The organism is Streptomyces sp. NPDC003943, from assembly GCF_053605265.1.
In genome coordinates, this window is record NZ_JBSGIW010000087.1 from 17,260 (window position 1) to 33,150 (window position 15,891).

Consider the following 15,891-nt stretch of genomic DNA (forward strand, 5'->3'; position numbering starts at 1 on the left):
CCTCCTGCCTACCGTCGCCGGGTGACGAGCAGCAGGCTGGAAGACACAAGGGAACACCCCACCCGCCCCTCCGGCGGCCCCCGCACCCTCGGCCAGCGGCCGCCCGCCCGGTACGAGGAGTACCTGGACGGCCTGTTCACCTACTGCCTCTCGGTGCTCTGCGACCACGACACCGCCACCGCCGTCCTCGGCGACGTCCTCGCGATCGCCGAGCGGCACCACGGCCGCTGCCCCTCCGACGAGTCCGGCCGCCGCGCCTGGCTGTACGCGCTGGCCCGCTGGGCCTGTCTGCGCAGCCTCGGCGAGCAGCGGAGCCGGCGGCCGGGCGGCGCGCACACCGGCCGTCCCGCCGTGGCCGAGCCGGAGCCGCCGCGCGTGGCGCCCGAGGTCGCCGAGCGGCGCCGGGCCGAGCTGGCCGCGCTCGCCTGGCCGGAGGCGGCCGGCACGACGCCGGAGCAGCGCGAGGCCCTGGAGCTGGCGGTACGGCACGGGCTCGGCCACCGCGAGGTCGCCGCCGTCCTTTCGCTCGACCCGGTCGCCTGCCGTGAGCTGCTGCAGTCCGCGGCCTGCGAGGTGGAACGGACCCGGGCCGCGCTCGCGGTCGTGGAGACGGGCGACTGCCCGACCGTGGCCCGGCTCACCGGCGACCACCAGGTGCTGCTTTCCGCGGCCCTGCGCGCCGAACTGGTACGGCACGTCGACGACTGCCCGCGCTGCCGCCGGGCCGCCGAGCGCGCGGGGGCCGTGGCGCCCTGGCCGGGCGCCCCCACCGCCGTCCGGCTGCCGATCGTGGCGGCGCCGCGCGCCGCCGCGTACGTGGCGATGCTGCACGTCCCGCGCGCCCGGGCCGGGGCCCCGCGGTTCGGGCCGACGGGCTTCCCGATGGACCCGAAGGACCACGCGGCGCGCCGCGACCGGATGCGCACGCGCGCCGTCACCACGACCGTCGTCGCCGCGGTCGTCGCCGCGCCGGTGCTCGCGCTGTGGGCCTCGTACCGCGGTACGCCGGTCGCGGGGGAGGGGCAGGACGCCGCCCGGATCAGCGCGCGGGACGCGGCCGAGCCGGGCGCCGCGCAGTCCGGCGGTACCGACGGGCGCCCGTACGAGCGCTACGAGAACACCGGCAACGCCCGTACCACCCCCGACCCCCGCTTCACCCGCGGCAGCCGCGCCCCCGACGTGACGGTCGAGGTGATCAGCCCCGGCGCGCCCGCCACACCGACCCTGCCCAGGCAGCCCGCGCCGGCCAGGATCGCCGTCGCCGCGCGCGGCAGCGGTGGGACGACCCTGCTGACGCTCACCAACGAGGGCGGGCAGCCCGGCGATTGGGCGCTCTGGTCGGACGCGCCCTGGCTGTACGTGAGCCGGGCGTCGGGCACGCTGCGCCCCGGCGAGTCGGTCACCGTGCGGATCTTCGTCGACCGCGCCCGCGAACCGGCCGGCGCCTGGAGCGCGCGGGTCGGCGTCAACCCGTCGGGCGCGGTGGTGCGGATCGGCGGCTACGGTGCGACCCCGCCGCCCCCGACGACGACCGAGCCCACGTCCCCGCCGCCGAGCACGACGGACCCGACGACCCCGCCGCCCACCAGCGAGCCGCCGACCACTCCGCCGCCGTCGACGACGGACCCCACGACCGACCCGACGACACAACCGCCGACGACGGACCCGACCACGGACCCGACGCCCGCGCCGAGCGACTCTTCGTCGACGGGCGGGTCACCGACGAGCACCGACCCGGCCCCCACGAGCAGCTAGACGGCCGGATCGGCGGGGTGCGGCGCCACCAGCGGCAGCTGCGACGCCAGCCGCGCCTCGCACAGGCCGACGAGCACCTCGTACGCGCCCTCGCCCATCATCTCGACGAGCTCCGGCTTGTACGAGACGTACACCGGGTCCTTGCCGACGTGCGCCGAGCTCGCCGTCGTGCAGTACCAGTGCAGGTCGTGGCCGCCCGGGCCCCAGCCGCGCCGGTCGTACTCGCCGATCGACACCTGGAGCACCCTGGTGTCGTCGGGCCGGTCGATCCAGTCGTACGTGCGCCGCACCGGCAGCTGCCAGCAGACGTCCGGCTTGGTCTCCAGCGGCTCCCGGCCCTCCCGCACGGCCAGGATGTGCAGCGAGCAGCCCGCGCCGCCCGCGAAACCGGGGCGGTTCTGGAAGATGCAGGAGCCCTGCCAGCGGCGGGTCTGCCGGTCGCCGTCCTCGTCGACCTGCACCCAGCCCGTGTCCGTGCCGACGTCGTGGAACTGCCACAGCTCGGGCGTGAGCCGGGCGACGTGCTCCGCGACCCGCTTCTCGTCGTCCTCGTCGGAGAAGTGCGCGCCCAGCGTGCAGCAGCCGTCGTCCGCGCGCCCCTCCTGGATCCCCTGGCAGCCGTTGCCGAAGATGCAGGTCCAGCGGGAGGTGAGCCAGGTCAGGTCACAGCGGTAGACCTGCTCCTCGTCCTCCGGGTCGGCGAACTCCACCCAGGCGCGCGGGAAGTCCAGTCCCTTCTCGTCGGGCTCCGGGTCCGCGGCGGCGCCCGCGGCCTTCGCCCGCTTCTTCACGGCCTTCACCGACTTGGCGGCGTGCGCCACCCTCGCCTGCTTGGCGGCGTCCGCCGAGGCGTCCTTCGAGGACTTCGAGGAATTCGAGGCATCCGTCACGGTCGGGTCCGTGCTGTCTTTGCCCGGCTTGACCTTTTTCGTCTTTGGCACAAGACCAAGCGTATGCGGGCGCGCGCAGTAGCGTTTCGTCCATGAGACTCGGAGTCCTCGACGTCGGTTCGAACACAGTGCACCTGCTGGTGGTGGACGCCCACCCCGGCGCCCGCCCGCTGCCCGCCCACTCCCACAAGGCGGAGCTGCGCCTCGCCGAGCTCCTCGACGAGCGCGGCGCCATCGCCGAGGCGGGTGTCCGGCGGCTCGTCGCCACGGTCCGCGACGCGCTCACCGCCGCCGAGGACAAGGGCTGCGAGGAGGTGCTGCCGTTCGCCACCTCGGCGGTGCGCGAGGCCAGCAACGCCGACGCCGTGCTCCACCAGGTGTACGAGGAGACGGGCATCGCGCTCCAGGTGCTCAGCGGCGAGGAGGAGGCCCGGCTCACCTTCCTGGCCGCCCGCCGCTGGTTCGGCTGGTCCTCCGGCAAGCTCTTCCTCCTCGACATCGGCGGCGGCTCCCTCGAAGTCGCCTTCGGCATCGACGAGGAGCCCGACGCCGCCGTCTCCCTGCCGCTCGGCGCCGGCCGCCTCACCTCCGGCTGGCTCCCCGGCGACCCGGCGGACCCGGCCGACGTGAAGTCGCTGCGCCGCCACGTCCGCGCGCAGATCGCCCGTACGGTCGGAGAATTCAGCCGCTTCGGCTCCCCGGACCATGTCGTGGCCACGTCCAAGACCTTCAAGCAGCTGGCCCGCATCGCGGGCGCGCCCGGCTCCGGCTTCGGCCTCTACGTACAGCGGAACCTGTCGCGGAAGTCGCTGGAGGAGTGGGTGCCGCGCCTCGCCGCGATGACGGTCGCCGAGCGCTCCGCCCTGCCCGGCGTCTCCGAGGGCCGCGCCGCCCAGCTCCTCGCGGGCGCGCTGGTCGCGGAGGGCGCGATGGACCTCTTCGAGGTGGAGGAGCTGGAGATCTGCCCGTGGGCGCTGCGCGAGGGCGTGATCCTGCGGAGGCTCGACCACCTGCCGTAACGGCGTCGCGCGAGGGAGGGGCGACCGGTGCGGGCTGCAGGTGACGGGTGCGGCACCCCCCCCGCCCGGCCCCGCCCCGCCCCGGTCGTGGAGGTGACCGGAACCACGCTCCGCCCCCCAGGCCCGCCCCGTACCCTGTCTCCGTGGCAGAACCAGTGGTGCGCATCCCGGATGCGAAGGTCGCCCTGTCGACGGCCTCGGTCTATCCGGAGTCGACGGCGACGGCCTTCGAGGTCGCCGCGCGCCTCGGTTACGACGGCGTCGAGATCATGGTGTGGACCGATCCGGTCAGCCAGGACATCGAGGCGCTGCGCCGGCTCTCGGACCACCACCAGGTCCCGATCCTCGCCGTGCACGCCCCCTGTCTCCTGATCACCCAGCGCGTCTGGTCGACCGACCCGTGGGTCAAGCTCCAGCGCGCGCAGGCGGCGGCCGAGAAGCTCGGCGCGTCGACCGTGGTCGTGCACCCGCCGTTCCGCTGGCAGCGCCAGTACGCGCGGGACTTCGTCACCGGCATCTGGCGGATGGCGGACGAGACGGACGTCCGGTTCGCCGTGGAGAACATGTACCCGTGGCGGTACAAGGACCGCGAGATGCTCGCGTACGCCCCCGAGTGGGACGTCACCAAGGCGGACTACCGGCACTTCACGATCGACCTCTCGCACACCGCGACCGCCCGCACCGACACCCTCGCCATGGTCGACCGCATGGGCGACCGGCTCGGCCACGTCCACCTCGCCGACGGGCGCGGCTCGGCGAAGGACGAGCACCTGGTCCCGGGCCGGGGCAACCAGCCGTGCGCGGAGCTGCTCGAGCGGCTCGCGCACATCGGCTACGACGGCCACGTCGTGATCGAGGTCAACACCCGGCGCGCGATGTCCTCCGCCGAACGCGAGGCCGATCTCGCCGAGGCGCTGGCCTTCACCCGGCTGCACCTGGCGGCCGCCTCGCGGGGCACGCACGCGTGAGCGACGGTTCGACGGGCGGCGCTCCCCGCCGCCGCGGCCGTCCCTCCCGCCGGGCCGCGGACGACGGCGGACCTGGCGCGCGGCAGCGGATCCTGGAGGCGGCGCGGGAGCTGTTCGCCGAGAAGGGGTACGACAAGACCTCCGTCCGCGGCATCGCGAAGGCCGCCGGGGTCGACCCGGCCCTCGTGCACCACTACTACGGGACGAAGGACGAGGTCTTCGCGGCGGCGATCGAGGTGTCGTTCGAGCCGGCGGCCGTGGTCCCGGCGATCGTCGCCGGCCCGCGCGACGCGATCGGCGAGCGCCTGGCCCGCTTCTTCATCGGCGTCTGGGAGAACCCGGCCACCCGCGCCCCGCTCCTCGCGATCATCCGGTCGGCGCTGACGCACGAGGCGGCGGCGAAGGTGCTGCGGGGCTTCGTGCTGCGCCGGCTCCTGGAGCGGATCGCGGGGGAGCTGGACGTACCGGAGCCGAAGCTGCGGGCGGAGCTGGCGGCCTCGCACATGATCGGGATCGCGATCCTGCGGTACGTGATCCAGGTCGAGCCGCTGGCGTCGGCGGACCCGGAGGAGATCGTGGCGCAGGTGTCGCCGACGCTGCAGCGCTACCTCACGCAGCCCTGACCGCGAAACCGCGCCGCTGACCGCGAGCCGCTGACCACGAGCCGAACATCCGTCTCGTATAGCGGACGCGGTTGTCCGGATCTTGGAGTCGAAGCGTACGCTCGACTGCAAGCACACCCGTCACGAGGAGCGAGCGACGATGCCCGAGCTGAGGTCCCGCACAGTCACCCACGGCCGCAACATGGCGGGCGCCCGCGCCCTTATGCGCGCCTCCGGTGTACCGGGCGCGGACATCGGACGGAAGCCCATCATCGCGGTGGCGAACTCCTTCACCGAGTTCGTGCCCGGCCACACCCACCTCCAGCCGGTGGGCCGGATCGTCTCCGAGGCAATCACGGCCGCCGGCGGCATCGCCCGCGAGTTCAACACGATCGCCGTCGACGACGGCATCGCCATGGGCCACGGCGGCATGCTCTACTCCCTGCCCTCCCGCGACCTGATCGCCGACAGCGTGGAGTACATGGTCGAGGCGCACTGCGCCGACGCCCTGATCTGCATCTCCAACTGCGACAAGATCACCCCCGGCATGCTGATGGCCGCCCTGCGCCTGAACATCCCGACGGTCTTCGTCTCCGGCGGTCCCATGGAGTCCGGCCGCGCCACGCTCGTCGACGGCACCGTCCGCACCCTCGACCTGGTCGACGCGATCTCCGAGGCCGTCAACGACAAGGTCTCGGACGAGGACATCCTCCGCATCGAGGAGAACGCCTGTCCGACCTGCGGCTCGTGTTCCGGCATGTTCACCGCCAACTCGATGAACTGCCTGACCGAGGCCATCGGCCTCTCCCTGCCCGGCAACGGCTCCGTCCTCGCCACCCACACCGCCCGCCGCGCGCTGTACGAGAACGCCGCCCGCACGGTCGTCGACATCACCCGTCGCTACTACGACGAGGACGACGCCTCCGTCCTGCCGCGGAACATCGCCACCCGCGCGGCCTTCGAGAACGCCATGGCCCTCGACATCGCCATGGGCGGCTCCACGAACACGATCCTGCACCTGCTCGCCGCCGCCCAGGAGGCCGAGCTGGACTACGGCCTGAGCGACATGAACGAGGTCTCGCGCCGCGTCCCCTGCCTGGCCAAGGTCGCCCCGAACGTCGCCCCGCGCGGCACGTACTACATGGAGGACGTGCACCGGGCCGGCGGCATCCCCGCCATCCTCGGCGAGCTGCACCGCGCCGGCCTGCTCAACGAGGACGTCCACGCCGTCCACAGCCCCTCCCTCGCCGACTGGCTGAAGAACTGGGACGTCCGCGGCGGCTCCCCCTCCGAGGACGCCGTCGAGCTGTGGCACGCGGCCCCCGGCTGCGTCCGCTCCGCCACCGCCTTCTCCCAGTCCGAGCGCTGGGACACCCTCGACCTGGACGCGGAGGGCGGCTGCATCCGCGACGCCGCCCACGCCTACTCGAAGGACGGCGGCCTCGCCGTGCTGCGCGGCAACCTCGCCGTCGACGGCTGCGTCGTGAAGACGGCCGGCGTCGACGAGTCGATCTGGACCTTCGAGGGCCCGGCCGTCGTCTGCGAGTCGCAGGAAGAGGCCGTCGAGAAGATCCTCAACAAGCAGGTCAAGGACGGCGACGTCGTCGTCATCCGCTACGAGGGCCCCAAGGGCGGCCCCGGCATGCAGGAGATGCTCTACCCGACCTCCTTCCTCAAGGGCCGCGGCCTCGGCAAGACCTGCGCCCTCGTCACCGACGGACGCTTCTCCGGCGGCACCTCCGGCCTCTCCATCGGCCACGCCTCCCCGGAGGCCGCCTCCGGCGGCACCATCGCCCTCGTCGAGGACGGCGACCGCATCCGCATCGACATCCCCACCCGCGCGATCGAGCTCCTGGTCGACGACGCGACCCTGGCCGCCCGCCGCGAGGCCCTCGGCGGCGTCTACGCCCCGAAGAACCGCGAGCGCAAGGTCTCGGCGGCGCTGCGCGCGTACGCGGCGATGGCGACGAGCGCGGACAAGGGCGCGGTGCGGGACGTGACGAAGCTGGGCTGACACCCGGGCCGTGACTGAGTACGACGAAGGGGGAGCGGCTGACCGCTCCCCCTTCGTCGTACCGTCCGTCACCGGTGGGCGTGCCGTCACCAGTGGGCGGGATCCTGCCTGTCCACCGCGAACACCGACCCGTCCGGCGCCGTCCCGTAGACGCGGTCGCCCGTCACCACGGGCGTCGGCACGGAGGCCGTGAAGCCGAGCCTGCCGTCGCGCAGCCGGGGCTCGGTCTGGCCGAGGACGGTGCCGCGCGCGGTGTCGATGGCGAACAGGCGGCCGTCCGCCGCGGAGAAGTAGAGGCGCGTGCCGTCGGCCGAGAGGACCGGCTGGGAGACGTGCCCGGCGGAGGTCTCCAGCTGCCACAGGGTGCGGCCGCCGGCGCCTCCGCCGGAGCCGGCCGTGTCGACGGCGACGAGCGTGCCGGTGTGGTCGAGCAGATAGACCGCGGTGCCGTGGGCGGTGATCCGCGGGTCCTCCATGCTGAAGGGCAGCGGCACACGGTTCGTGGTCCCGCGCGCCGGGTCGTGGCGGACGACCGCGTCGGTCAGGCCCTGGAATCCCTGGGACGTCAGGAAGAGCGTGCCGTCCGCGCCCGTCACGCCCGCGACGAGGTCGCCGGGCAGGCGGCGCTGGTGGACGAGTTCGCCGCTCCTCGCGCGCACCGAGGTGACCAGGGTGTGGGAGCCGTCGGCGGACGCCTCGAAGACGTGCACGAGGCCGGTCGCCGGATCGTACGGGCCGGTCTGCGGGGCGATGTTCCCGGGCAGCGGGTGCTGCCAGAGCCGCCGGCCGGTCGCGCCGTCGAGGGCGGTGAACGTGCCCGACGGGGAGCCGAGGAGCAGGGTGTCGCCGGCGGCGAGCGGGTCGGCGAAGTACGCCGACATGTCCGCGCTCCAGCCGGGCCTGCCGGTGCGCGGGTCGTAGGTCGTGTAGCGGTTGCCGGCGACCGTCCCGAGCCGCCCGCCGGCGAGCAGGGGCGCGGGGGCGTCCGTGCCGTCGCCACGGCTCGGCACCGACCAGGCCGGCTTGCCGGTCCCCGCGTCGAGCCGCGCCAACGCGGTCGTACCGCGCGCGGCGCAGAACAGGGCGCCGTCGTACGGGGCGGCGGCGCAGACCGGCGCAGCGGTGCCCGTGCCGGGCAGCGCGGTCCGCCAGGTGTCGAGCGGCCGTGACGCGGCCGTCCGCTGCGCCCGTTCCTCGCCCTCGCCGCCAGTGTGCTGTACGGCCAGCAGGACACCGCCCGCGGTCAGCGCGGCGAGCACGGCCGCGGCCACGACGGCGAGCGGCCGGCGCCGGGAGCGCCGCGGGACCTCGACCGCCTCGGTGCGCGGGCCCGTGGCGCCGGCGGCCGCCCTGAGCGCACGCGTGTCGGTGTCCCCGGCCACGGCGGGTGTCACCGAGGAGGGGCGTCGCTGCGCCGGTATGAACGCCGCCGCCTCGTAGGACGGCGGCAGCAGCGCCGCCATGATCTCGGCCGGCGTCGGCCGGTCCGCCGGCTCCTTCGCCAGGCAGCGCGCGACGAGCGGCGCCAGCTCCTCCGGAACGTCCGTCAGGTCCGGCTCGTCGTGGACGACCTGGTACGCCACGATGTACGGACTGTCCGAGTCGAAGGGCCCGCGTCCGGTCGCCGCGTGCACCAGGACGGAGCCGAGCGCGAAGACGTCCGCCGCGGGACCGACCTGCCGGGGCCGCTGGAACTGCTCGGGCGCCATGAACGGCGGCGAGCCGATCAGCTTGCCCGTCTCCGTGTGCAGATCGCTGTCCGCGGGCCGCGAGATGCCGAAGTCGATGACCTTCGGCCCGCTGTCCGTGAGCAGCACGTTGCCGGGCTTGAGGTCCCGGTGCACCACTCCGGCCCGGTGGATGTCGCGCAGCGCCTCCGCGAGCCCGGCCGTGAGCCGGCGCAGCTCGGCGGGGCTCAGCGGGCCGTTCCTCTTGACCTGTTCGGCGAGCGTCGGCCCGGGCACGTAGAGCGTGGCCATCCAGGGTCGTGGCGCGTCCGGATCGGCGTCGACGACCGGCGCCGTGAACGCGCCGCTCACGCGCCGGGCGGCGTTCACCTCCTGCCGGAAGCGGGCCCGGAACTCCGGGTCCGACGCATAGGTGTCATGGACGATCTTGACCGCGAGTCTCAGCCCGGAGGCCGAGCGGGCCAGCCGGACGATGCCCATGCCGCCGGAGCCGAGGACGGCCCCGAGCCGGTACTCGCCCGCGTACTCAGGATCTTCCGCTTCCCGGCCGACGCCGGTGCCGCGCAACGGTGGCATTGCCCCACCCCGTGTGTTTCCCCGTCAGTGCCGTGCGCGCGCACGACGCACGGAGCCTAGACCATGGCGCATGGAATCCGGACATGGCTTGGTAGCCTGCGCGCGTCGTCCGAACGGGGGAGAGCCCGAATGTCCAATCGCTACCAGACCGCGCCCGGCTACCGCGTGAACGTCCGGTCCGGCCCGGGCACCAAGTACTCGATCGTGCGCACGCTGCCGGCCGGTTCCTATGTGACGGTCTACTGCCAGACGCCGGGCGAGTGGATCACCGGCCCGTACGGCACCACCAACCTCTGGGACAACATCGCCGACGGCGAGTACGTCTCCGACGCCTACGTGCACACCGGCAGCGACGGCTACGTCGCCCCGCGCTGCTCCTGACCCCTCTTCACGGGGTGCGGGACGCCCGAGCGGGATAATCGACTCGTGAGCGACGAGAACCGCACCCCCGAGAAGCCGGCCGGCCCCCGGCCCGAGGACATCCGCTTCTTCGGGACCACCTGGCTGGACCACACCGGTCACTACGGGCTGCGCCGCGCCGCCGTCGCCGTCGGATCGCTCGCCGCCGCGGCCGGCGGCTGCCTCGTGCTCCGCTTCGCGTACCAGGGCCTGGAGATCGCCGAGGTCGGCGGCTTCGTCAGCGTCCTGGTCGTCGTCATGTTCGCGATCTGCAGCGCCATCGCCTTCCGCAGGACCTGGGAGGGCTTCTCCCGCCGCCCGGCCGACCCGGCCCGCGAGGACGCGCTGCGCAGCGTGAAGGCGATCGGCTTCATCGGCTCGCTGCTCGCGTACTTCTTCCGCTCGCTCTCCGAGGCGCCCGGCGAGAAGCTGCGCCGCACGGAGTACGAGACGGCCCGCGCGCAGTACGAGAAGCGCCGCGCCGGCCGTACCGGCAACCCGTCCAACCGCAAGAAGCCCAAGCGCTAGCCCACTCCCCGCCCCCGGGTCCTTGACGCGCGGCACCCCCAGGCCCACTATTCATCACATGATGAATAAAGCGGTCGACGGCACCGTCGACGGCGCCGTCACCGCCTCCGGCCTCACCGTCGTCCGCGGCGACCGCACCGTCCTGCGCCACCTCGACTTCACCGTCCCCCGCGGCCGCATCACCGGCCTCCTCGGCCCCTCCGGCTGCGGCAAGACCACCCTCATGCGCGCCGTCGTCGGCACCCAGGCCAAGGTCACCGGCACCCTCGACGTCCTCGGCCGCCCCGCCGGCGACCCGTCCCTGCGCGCCCACATCGGCTACGTCACCCAGGCCCCGTCCATCTACGACGACCTCACCGTCCACCAGAACCTCGACTACTTCGCCTCGATTCTGCTTCCCGGCCGCGCCCACCGCGACGAGCGCCGCACCGCCGTCGACCGGGCCATCGAGGACGTCGACCTCGCCTCCCACGCCCACGCCCTCGCCGGCCGGCTCTCCGGCGGCCAGCGCAGCCGCGTCTCGCTCGCCGTCGCCCTGCTCGGCACACCCGAACTGCTCGTCCTCGACGAACCGACCGTCGGCCTCGACCCCGTACTCCGCCGCGACCTGTGGGACCTCTTCCACCGCATCGCCGCCGACCGCGGCACCACCCTCCTCGTCTCCTCCCACGTCATGGACGAGGCCGAGCGCTGCCACCGGCTGCTGCTGCTCCGCGAGGGCGAACTCCTCGCCGAGGACACCCCCGACGCGCTGCGCCGACGCAATGACACCGCCACCGTCGAGGAGGCGTTCCTCCACCTCGTCGACGCCGCCGCGGCCCGCGCCCGGACCCGGACCCGTACCGAGGAGCCCCACTGATGAACGGTGCCCGCACCCTCGCCACCGCCGCCCGCGTGCTGCGCCAGCTCCGCCACGACCCGCGGTCGATCGCCCTGATGCTGCTCGTGCCGTGCGTGATGCTCTTCCTGCTCCGCTACGTCTTCGACGGCAGCCCGCAGACCTTCGACTCCATCGGCGCCTCGCTCCTCGGCATCTTCCCGCTCATCACCATGTTCCTGGTGACGTCCATCGCCACCCTGCGCGAACGCACCTCCGGCACCCTCGAACGCCTCCTCGCCATGCCGCTGGCCAAGGGCGACCTCATCGCCGGCTACGCCCTCGCCTTCGGCCTCGTCGCCGTCGTCCAGTCCGTCCTCGCCACCGGCCTCGCCCTGTGGTTCCTCGGCCTCGACGTCATCGGCTCGCCCTGGCTGCTGCTCCTGGTCGCCCTGCTCGACGCGCTGCTCGGCACCGCCCTCGGCCTCTTCGTCTCGGCGTTCGCCGCGTCCGAGTTCCAGGCCGTCCAGTTCATGCCGGCCGTGATCTTCCCGCAGCTGCTGCTCTGCGGCCTGTTCACCCCGCGCGACCGGATGGCCCCGGCCCTGGAGGCGATCTCGGACGTGCTGCCCATGTCGTACGCCGTCGACGGCATGAACCAGGTCCTGCGCCACACCGACGTCACCGTCGACTTCGTACGGGACGCCCTCGTCGTCGCCGGCTGCGCGGTCCTCGTCCTCGGCCTCGGCGCCGCCACCCTCCGCCGCCGCACGGCGTGACCGTTCCGTGGACAGCCGACGCGCCGGACGGGGGCCCGGTGCAAGGATGTCCTTGCACGTGGAACCCCTCCGGCGAGGTGAACAGAACGATGACCCAGACCGTCGCAGTCCTCGGCACCGGCAAGATCGGTGAAGCGCTCCTCAGCGGCATGATCCGCGCCGGCTGGCGCCCCGCGAACCTCCTGGTCACCGCCCGCCGCGCCGAACGCGCCGCCGAACTCCACGCCCGCTACGGGGTCGAGGCCGTCAGCAACGCCGACGCCGCCAAGCGCGCCGACACCCTCATCCTCGCCGTGAAGCCCCAGGACATGGGCCGGCTGCTCGACGAGCTCGCCCCGCACGTCGCCGCCGACCGCCTGGTCATCAGCGCCGCCGCCGGCATCCCGACCGCCTTCATCGAGGAGCGCCTGACCGCCGGCACCCCCGTCGTCCGCGTCATGCCGAACACCCCCGTCCTCGTCGACGAGGGCATGTCCGTGATCTCCGCCGGCAGCCACGCCACCCCCGAGCACCTCTCCCACACCGAGGAGATCTTCGGCGGCGTCGGCAAGACCCTGCGCGTCCCCGAGTCCCAGCAGGACGCCGCCACCGCCCTCTCCGGCTCCGGACCCGCGTACTTCTACTACCTGGTCGAGGCCATGACCGACGCCGGCATCCTCCTCGGCCTGCCCCGCGCCCAGGCCCACGACCTCATCGTCCAGGCCGCCATCGGCGCCGCCGTGATGCTCCGCGACAGCGGCGAGCACCCGGTCAAGCTCCGCGAGGCCGTCACCTCCCCGGCCGGCACCACCATCTCCGCCATCCGCGAGCTGGAGAACCACGGCGTACGGGCCGCCCTCATCGCCGCCCTGGAAGCCGCCCGCGACCGCAGCCGCGAGCTCGCCTCCGGCAACGGCTGAGCCCCTACTCCGCCGCCTTCAGCACGTCCTCCGTGCTCACGACCCGGGCGAACTGCCCGCCGTGCAGCGACACCGCCGTCGCCCGGGTCAGCTCCTCCGCCGTCCGCGTCCACCCGAAGGGCCCGGCCAGGTCGAAGGTGTGCATCGCGTCGATCGGGAACAGCACGTCGTAACCGAGGTTCCCGCCCATCCGCGCGGTCGTCTCGTTGCACATGTTCGTCTGGATCCCGACGATCACGAACTGCCGGATCCCGGCCTCCTTCAGCCAGGTGTCCAGGTCCGGCTCCCCGTAGAACACCGAGTTCACCGTCTTCGTGACGAACAGCTCCGGCCCGGCCCCCTTGCCCCGCCGCTCCTCGACGAAGTCCTTGAGGGCATTGCCCTCGCTCCCCGCCGCCAGCGGTGAACCCGCCCGCAGCGAGTCGTGCCGTACGAAGACGACCGGCCGGCCCGTCTCCTGCCAGCGGTCGATGATCGCCGCCATGTTCCGCTCGGCGTCCGCGTTGTCCCGCCGGCCCCAGAAGGCGTCCTCGAACCCCTTCTGCACGTCGATGACGATCAGCGCCGCGTTCTCTTCAACCGTGATGTTCTCCATGCCCTTGATCCTTCCGCCCAGGCGCTCACCACCCCAGAGGCTGAAACGCCATCGATCGATGGTTTACTGCCAGGCATGGCAGAAGTCGCCCAACGCATCGCGCTCCTCGCCTTCCCCGGCATCCGCGCCTTCGACGTCTCCGTCATCACCGAGGTCTGGGGCACCGACCGCCGCGACCGCGGCGTCCCGCCCTTCACCCTCCTCCGCGCCGCAGCCGACCCCACCGTCCCCGTCGTCCTCCGCGGCGGCCTCAGCCTCACCCCCGACACCCCGCTCGACCGGCTCGACGAACTCACCCCCGCCGACCTGGTCCTCGTCCCCGGCATCGAGGACCCCGACGCCGACGTCCCCGCCCCCGTCCTCGACGCCCTGCGCCGCGCCCACACCGCCGGCGTCCCCGTCGCCTCCCTGTGCGCCGGCGCCTTCGTCCTCGCCCGCGCCGGCCTCCTCGACGGCCGCCGCGCCGTCACCCACTGGCGCCTCGCCCGCAACCTCGCCGACCGCCACCCCCGGGCCACCGTCGAACCCGAAGCCCTCTTCATCGAGGACACCGGCATCTGGACCTCCGCCGGCACGGCCGCCGGCATCGACCTCTGCCTCCACCTGGTCCGTACGGCCCACGGCGCGGAAGTCGCCGCCACCATCGCCCGCTCCATGGTCACCGCGCCCTTCCGCACCGGCACCCAGGCCCAGTTCATCGAGCACCCCACCCCGCGCGCCGACCGCGACGCCGACGCCCTCGCCGCCGTACGCGCCCACGCCCTCGCCCATCTCGACGAGCCGCACACCGTCGCCAGCCTCGCCGCCCGCGCCGGCATGTCCGTCCGCTCCTTCGCCCGCCACTTCCAGGCCACCACCGGCACGACCCCCGCCCGCTGGCTGATCACCCAGCGCGTCGCCGCCGCCCAGAAACTCCTCGAACGCACCGACCACCCCCTCCCCGAGGTGGCCCGCCGCGCGGGCTTCGGCAGCGAGATCACCATGCGCCAGCACTTCGCCTCGCACCTCGCCACCAGCCCGCGCGACTACCGCGCCGCCTTCCGTCACACGGCGGGCTCCGCCGGCAGCAGCCCGATCGCCCGGTAGGCCCGGTCCACGACCGGCCGCGCCATCCCGCGCGCCCGCTCGGCCCCCTCCCGCAGCACCCCGGCCACGTACCCCGGATCCGCCGCCAGCTCCGCATGCCGCTCCCGCACCGGCCGCAGCAGCTCCACCACCGCCTCCGCGGTGTCCTTCTTCAGGGCCCCGTACGAGTCGTACGCGTCGGCCAGCTCCGCCGGACCCTTGCAACCGGTGGCCGCGGCCAGCAGATCCACCAGGTTCGCCACCCCGGGACTCTCCTCCCGGTCGTAGACGACCACCCGTCCGCTGTCCGTCACGGCCCGCATGATCTTCCGCCGCACCGTGTCCGCGTCGTCGAGCAGATAGATGATCCCGGCCCCGTTCTCGTGCGACTTCCCCATCTTCGACGTCGGGTCCTGCAGATCCATGACCCGCGCCGCCACCACCGGGTTCACCGCCTTCGGCACCGTGAACACATGCCCGTACCGCTGGTTGAACCGCACCGCCAGATCCCGCGCCAGCTCCACGTGCTGCGTCTGGTCCTCACCCACCGGCACCTCGTCGGTCCCGTACGCCAGGATGTCCGCCGCCATCAGCGCCGGATACGTGAGCAGCGACAGCCGCACGCTCTGCCCGGCCTCCCGGGCCCGGACGCTCTTCTCCTTGTACTGGATCATCCGGCGCATCTCGCCGTCCGTGGCCACGCACTCCATCAGATACGAGAGCCGCGCGTGCTCGTCCACATGACTCTGTACGAAGACGGTGCACCGCTCCGGATCGAGCCCGGCCGCCAGCAGCAGCGTCGCCGCCTGCCGGCTCAGCCGCGTCACCCGACCCGGATCGTGCTCCACGGTCAGTGCGTGCAGGTCCACCACGCTGAACAGCGCGTCCGCCCGGTGCTGGTCCACCTCGACCCACCGCCGCACGGCCCCCAGGTAGTTCCCCAGCGTCAGATGCCCGGTCGGCTTGACCCCACTGAAGATCCGCTTCATGGCCTTGGTACTCCCTCTCCTGTCGGGCAGCCGCCGGCTCGTCGGCCGGGCTCCCGGAGGGGATACGCGAACGGCCGCCGAGGCGGCGGCCGTTGTGTTGCATGCGCGAGTGCGGCCGCCGGGTCAGGCGGCCCACCACTGGGTGCTGTGCGCATGCGTAGTCATGCGCACAGGTTACCCACCTGGACCCGGGTTGACACGGGATTCCCCGATCCGTAGTGTTCTCCGAGTTGTCCGACGTGAGCACCGACCCCGGTCGGCCCCGGACAGCGATTCCGCAAGAACCACTCAACGCCTGACGGTGTGCT

General features: G+C 73.4%; 14 protein-coding genes and 1 pseudogene. 11 read left to right on the plus strand and 4 right to left on the minus strand.

The features are described from left to right. The first annotated feature begins 21 nt into the window (after positions 1 to 21). A complete protein-coding gene (locus ACWEV0_RS28780) occupies positions 22 to 1,755 on the plus strand; it encodes a BACON domain-containing protein (protein WP_453152539.1) in 1,734 nt (577 codons plus the stop codon). Here ACWEV0_RS28780 and ACWEV0_RS28785 read toward each other — a convergent pair. Next, positions 1,752 to 2,546: a hypothetical protein gene (locus ACWEV0_RS28785; protein WP_453152556.1), complete on the minus strand. Its 795-nt coding sequence runs from the start codon at positions 2,544 to 2,546 to the stop codon at positions 1,752 to 1,754. The genes ACWEV0_RS28780 and ACWEV0_RS28785 overlap by 4 nt on opposite strands. 191 nt (positions 2,547 to 2,737) lie before the next feature. Between ACWEV0_RS28785 and ACWEV0_RS28790 the strand changes: the two genes are divergently transcribed. The 4 genes from ACWEV0_RS28790 to ilvD all read left to right on the plus strand — a co-directional run bounded on the left by ACWEV0_RS28790 (position 2,738) and on the right by ilvD (position 7,248). Then, positions 2,738 to 3,664, plus strand: a complete 927-nt coding sequence (locus ACWEV0_RS28790; protein WP_451610594.1) for a Ppx/GppA phosphatase family protein — start codon at positions 2,738 to 2,740, stop codon at positions 3,662 to 3,664. A 143-nt stretch (positions 3,665 to 3,807) separates the two neighbouring features. After that, complete coding sequence (locus ACWEV0_RS28795; protein ID WP_453152540.1) at positions 3,808 to 4,632, plus strand: sugar phosphate isomerase/epimerase family protein; 825 nt, start codon at positions 3,808 to 3,810, stop codon at positions 4,630 to 4,632. Beyond that, positions 4,629 to 5,255 carry a TetR/AcrR family transcriptional regulator gene (locus ACWEV0_RS28800; RefSeq protein WP_453152541.1) on the plus strand — a complete coding sequence of 209 codons (627 nt, stop codon included), beginning with the start codon at positions 4,629 to 4,631 and terminating at the stop codon, positions 5,253 to 5,255. Before ACWEV0_RS28795 ends, ACWEV0_RS28800 begins: the two co-directional genes overlap by 4 nt. Positions 5,256 to 5,394: 139 nt before the next feature. Then, on the plus strand, positions 5,395 to 7,248 hold the full coding sequence (gene ilvD / locus ACWEV0_RS28805) for a dihydroxy-acid dehydratase (protein ID WP_453152542.1): 1,854 nt from the start codon (positions 5,395 to 5,397) through the stop codon (positions 7,246 to 7,248). An 86-nt stretch (positions 7,249 to 7,334) separates the two neighbouring features. Here ilvD and ACWEV0_RS28810 read toward each other — a convergent pair whose 3' ends face one another. Further along, complete coding sequence (locus ACWEV0_RS28810; RefSeq protein WP_453152543.1) at positions 7,335 to 9,512, minus strand: protein kinase domain-containing protein; 2,178 nt, start codon at positions 9,510 to 9,512, stop codon at positions 7,335 to 7,337. A gap of 138 nt (positions 9,513 to 9,650) precedes the next feature. On the opposite strand from ACWEV0_RS28810, the pseudogene ACWEV0_RS28815 reads away from it, so the two are divergent. The 5 genes and pseudogenes from ACWEV0_RS28815 to proC form a co-directional block, all read left to right on the plus strand. Continuing rightward, positions 9,651 to 9,893, plus strand: a pseudogene (locus ACWEV0_RS28815) (SH3 domain-containing protein); the annotation flags it as partial. A 45-nt stretch (positions 9,894 to 9,938) separates the two neighbouring features. After that, positions 9,939 to 10,439 (plus strand): hypothetical protein, encoded by a 501-nt coding sequence (locus tag ACWEV0_RS28820; RefSeq protein WP_453152544.1) that lies wholly within the window; start codon positions 9,939 to 9,941, stop codon positions 10,437 to 10,439. Positions 10,440 to 10,497: 58 nt separating this feature from the next. Beyond that, the gene (locus ACWEV0_RS28825) at positions 10,498 to 11,298 is read left to right on the plus strand and encodes an ABC transporter ATP-binding protein (RefSeq protein ID WP_453152545.1); all 801 of its coding nucleotides are present in this window, start codon (positions 10,498 to 10,500) and stop codon (positions 11,296 to 11,298) included. Next, positions 11,298 to 12,035 (plus strand): ABC transporter permease, encoded by a 738-nt coding sequence (locus tag ACWEV0_RS28830; protein ID WP_453152547.1) that lies wholly within the window; start codon positions 11,298 to 11,300, stop codon positions 12,033 to 12,035. The genes ACWEV0_RS28825 and ACWEV0_RS28830 overlap by 1 nt, the downstream gene beginning before the upstream one ends. 89 nt (positions 12,036 to 12,124) lie before the next feature. Continuing rightward, positions 12,125 to 12,934 (plus strand): pyrroline-5-carboxylate reductase, encoded by an 810-nt coding sequence (gene proC, locus ACWEV0_RS28835; RefSeq protein ID WP_451610602.1) that lies wholly within the window; start codon positions 12,125 to 12,127, stop codon positions 12,932 to 12,934. Positions 12,935 to 12,938: 4 nt separating this feature from the next. Here the strand turns inward: proC and ACWEV0_RS28840 are convergent, their stop codons facing one another. Next, positions 12,939 to 13,529: a cysteine hydrolase family protein gene (locus tag ACWEV0_RS28840; protein WP_453152548.1), complete on the minus strand. Its 591-nt coding sequence runs from the start codon at positions 13,527 to 13,529 to the stop codon at positions 12,939 to 12,941. A 75-nt stretch (positions 13,530 to 13,604) separates the two neighbouring features. On the opposite strand from ACWEV0_RS28840, the gene ACWEV0_RS28845 reads away from it, so the two are divergent. Continuing rightward, positions 13,605 to 14,615: a GlxA family transcriptional regulator gene (locus ACWEV0_RS28845; protein WP_453152549.1), complete on the plus strand. Its 1,011-nt coding sequence runs from the start codon at positions 13,605 to 13,607 to the stop codon at positions 14,613 to 14,615. On the opposite strand, the gene trpS is transcribed toward ACWEV0_RS28845, so the two are convergent. Beyond that, a complete protein-coding gene (gene trpS, locus ACWEV0_RS28850; RefSeq protein ID WP_453152550.1) occupies positions 14,573 to 15,583 on the minus strand; it encodes a tryptophan--tRNA ligase in 1,011 nt (336 codons plus the stop codon). The two genes, ACWEV0_RS28845 and trpS, sit on opposite strands and share 43 nt — an antisense overlap. Between the last annotated feature and the right edge of the window lie 308 nt (positions 15,584 to 15,891).

Excerpts from the sequence above, each read along its gene's own strand:
- proC (WP_451610602.1), top strand. The coding sequence starts at position 12,125 with ATGACCCAGACCGTCGCAGTCCTCGGCACCGGCAAGATCGGTGAAGCG.
- ACWEV0_RS28810 (WP_453152543.1), bottom strand. The coding sequence starts at position 9,512 with ATGCCACCGTTGCGCGGCACCGGCGTCGGCCGGGAAGCGGAAGATCCT.
- ilvD (WP_453152542.1), top strand. The coding sequence starts at position 5,395 with ATGCCCGAGCTGAGGTCCCGCACAGTCACCCACGGCCGCAACATGGCG.
- ACWEV0_RS28840 (WP_453152548.1), bottom strand. The coding sequence starts at position 13,529 with ATGGAGAACATCACGGTTGAAGAGAACGCGGCGCTGATCGTCATCGAC.
- ACWEV0_RS28845 (WP_453152549.1), top strand. The coding sequence starts at position 13,605 with ATGGCAGAAGTCGCCCAACGCATCGCGCTCCTCGCCTTCCCCGGCATC.
- ACWEV0_RS28830 (WP_453152547.1), top strand. The coding sequence starts at position 11,298 with ATGAACGGTGCCCGCACCCTCGCCACCGCCGCCCGCGTGCTGCGCCAG.
- ACWEV0_RS28825 (WP_453152545.1), top strand. The coding sequence starts at position 10,498 with ATGATGAATAAAGCGGTCGACGGCACCGTCGACGGCGCCGTCACCGCC.
- trpS (WP_453152550.1), bottom strand. The coding sequence starts at position 15,583 with ATGAAGCGGATCTTCAGTGGGGTCAAGCCGACCGGGCATCTGACGCTG.
- ACWEV0_RS28790 (WP_451610594.1), top strand. The coding sequence starts at position 2,738 with ATGAGACTCGGAGTCCTCGACGTCGGTTCGAACACAGTGCACCTGCTG.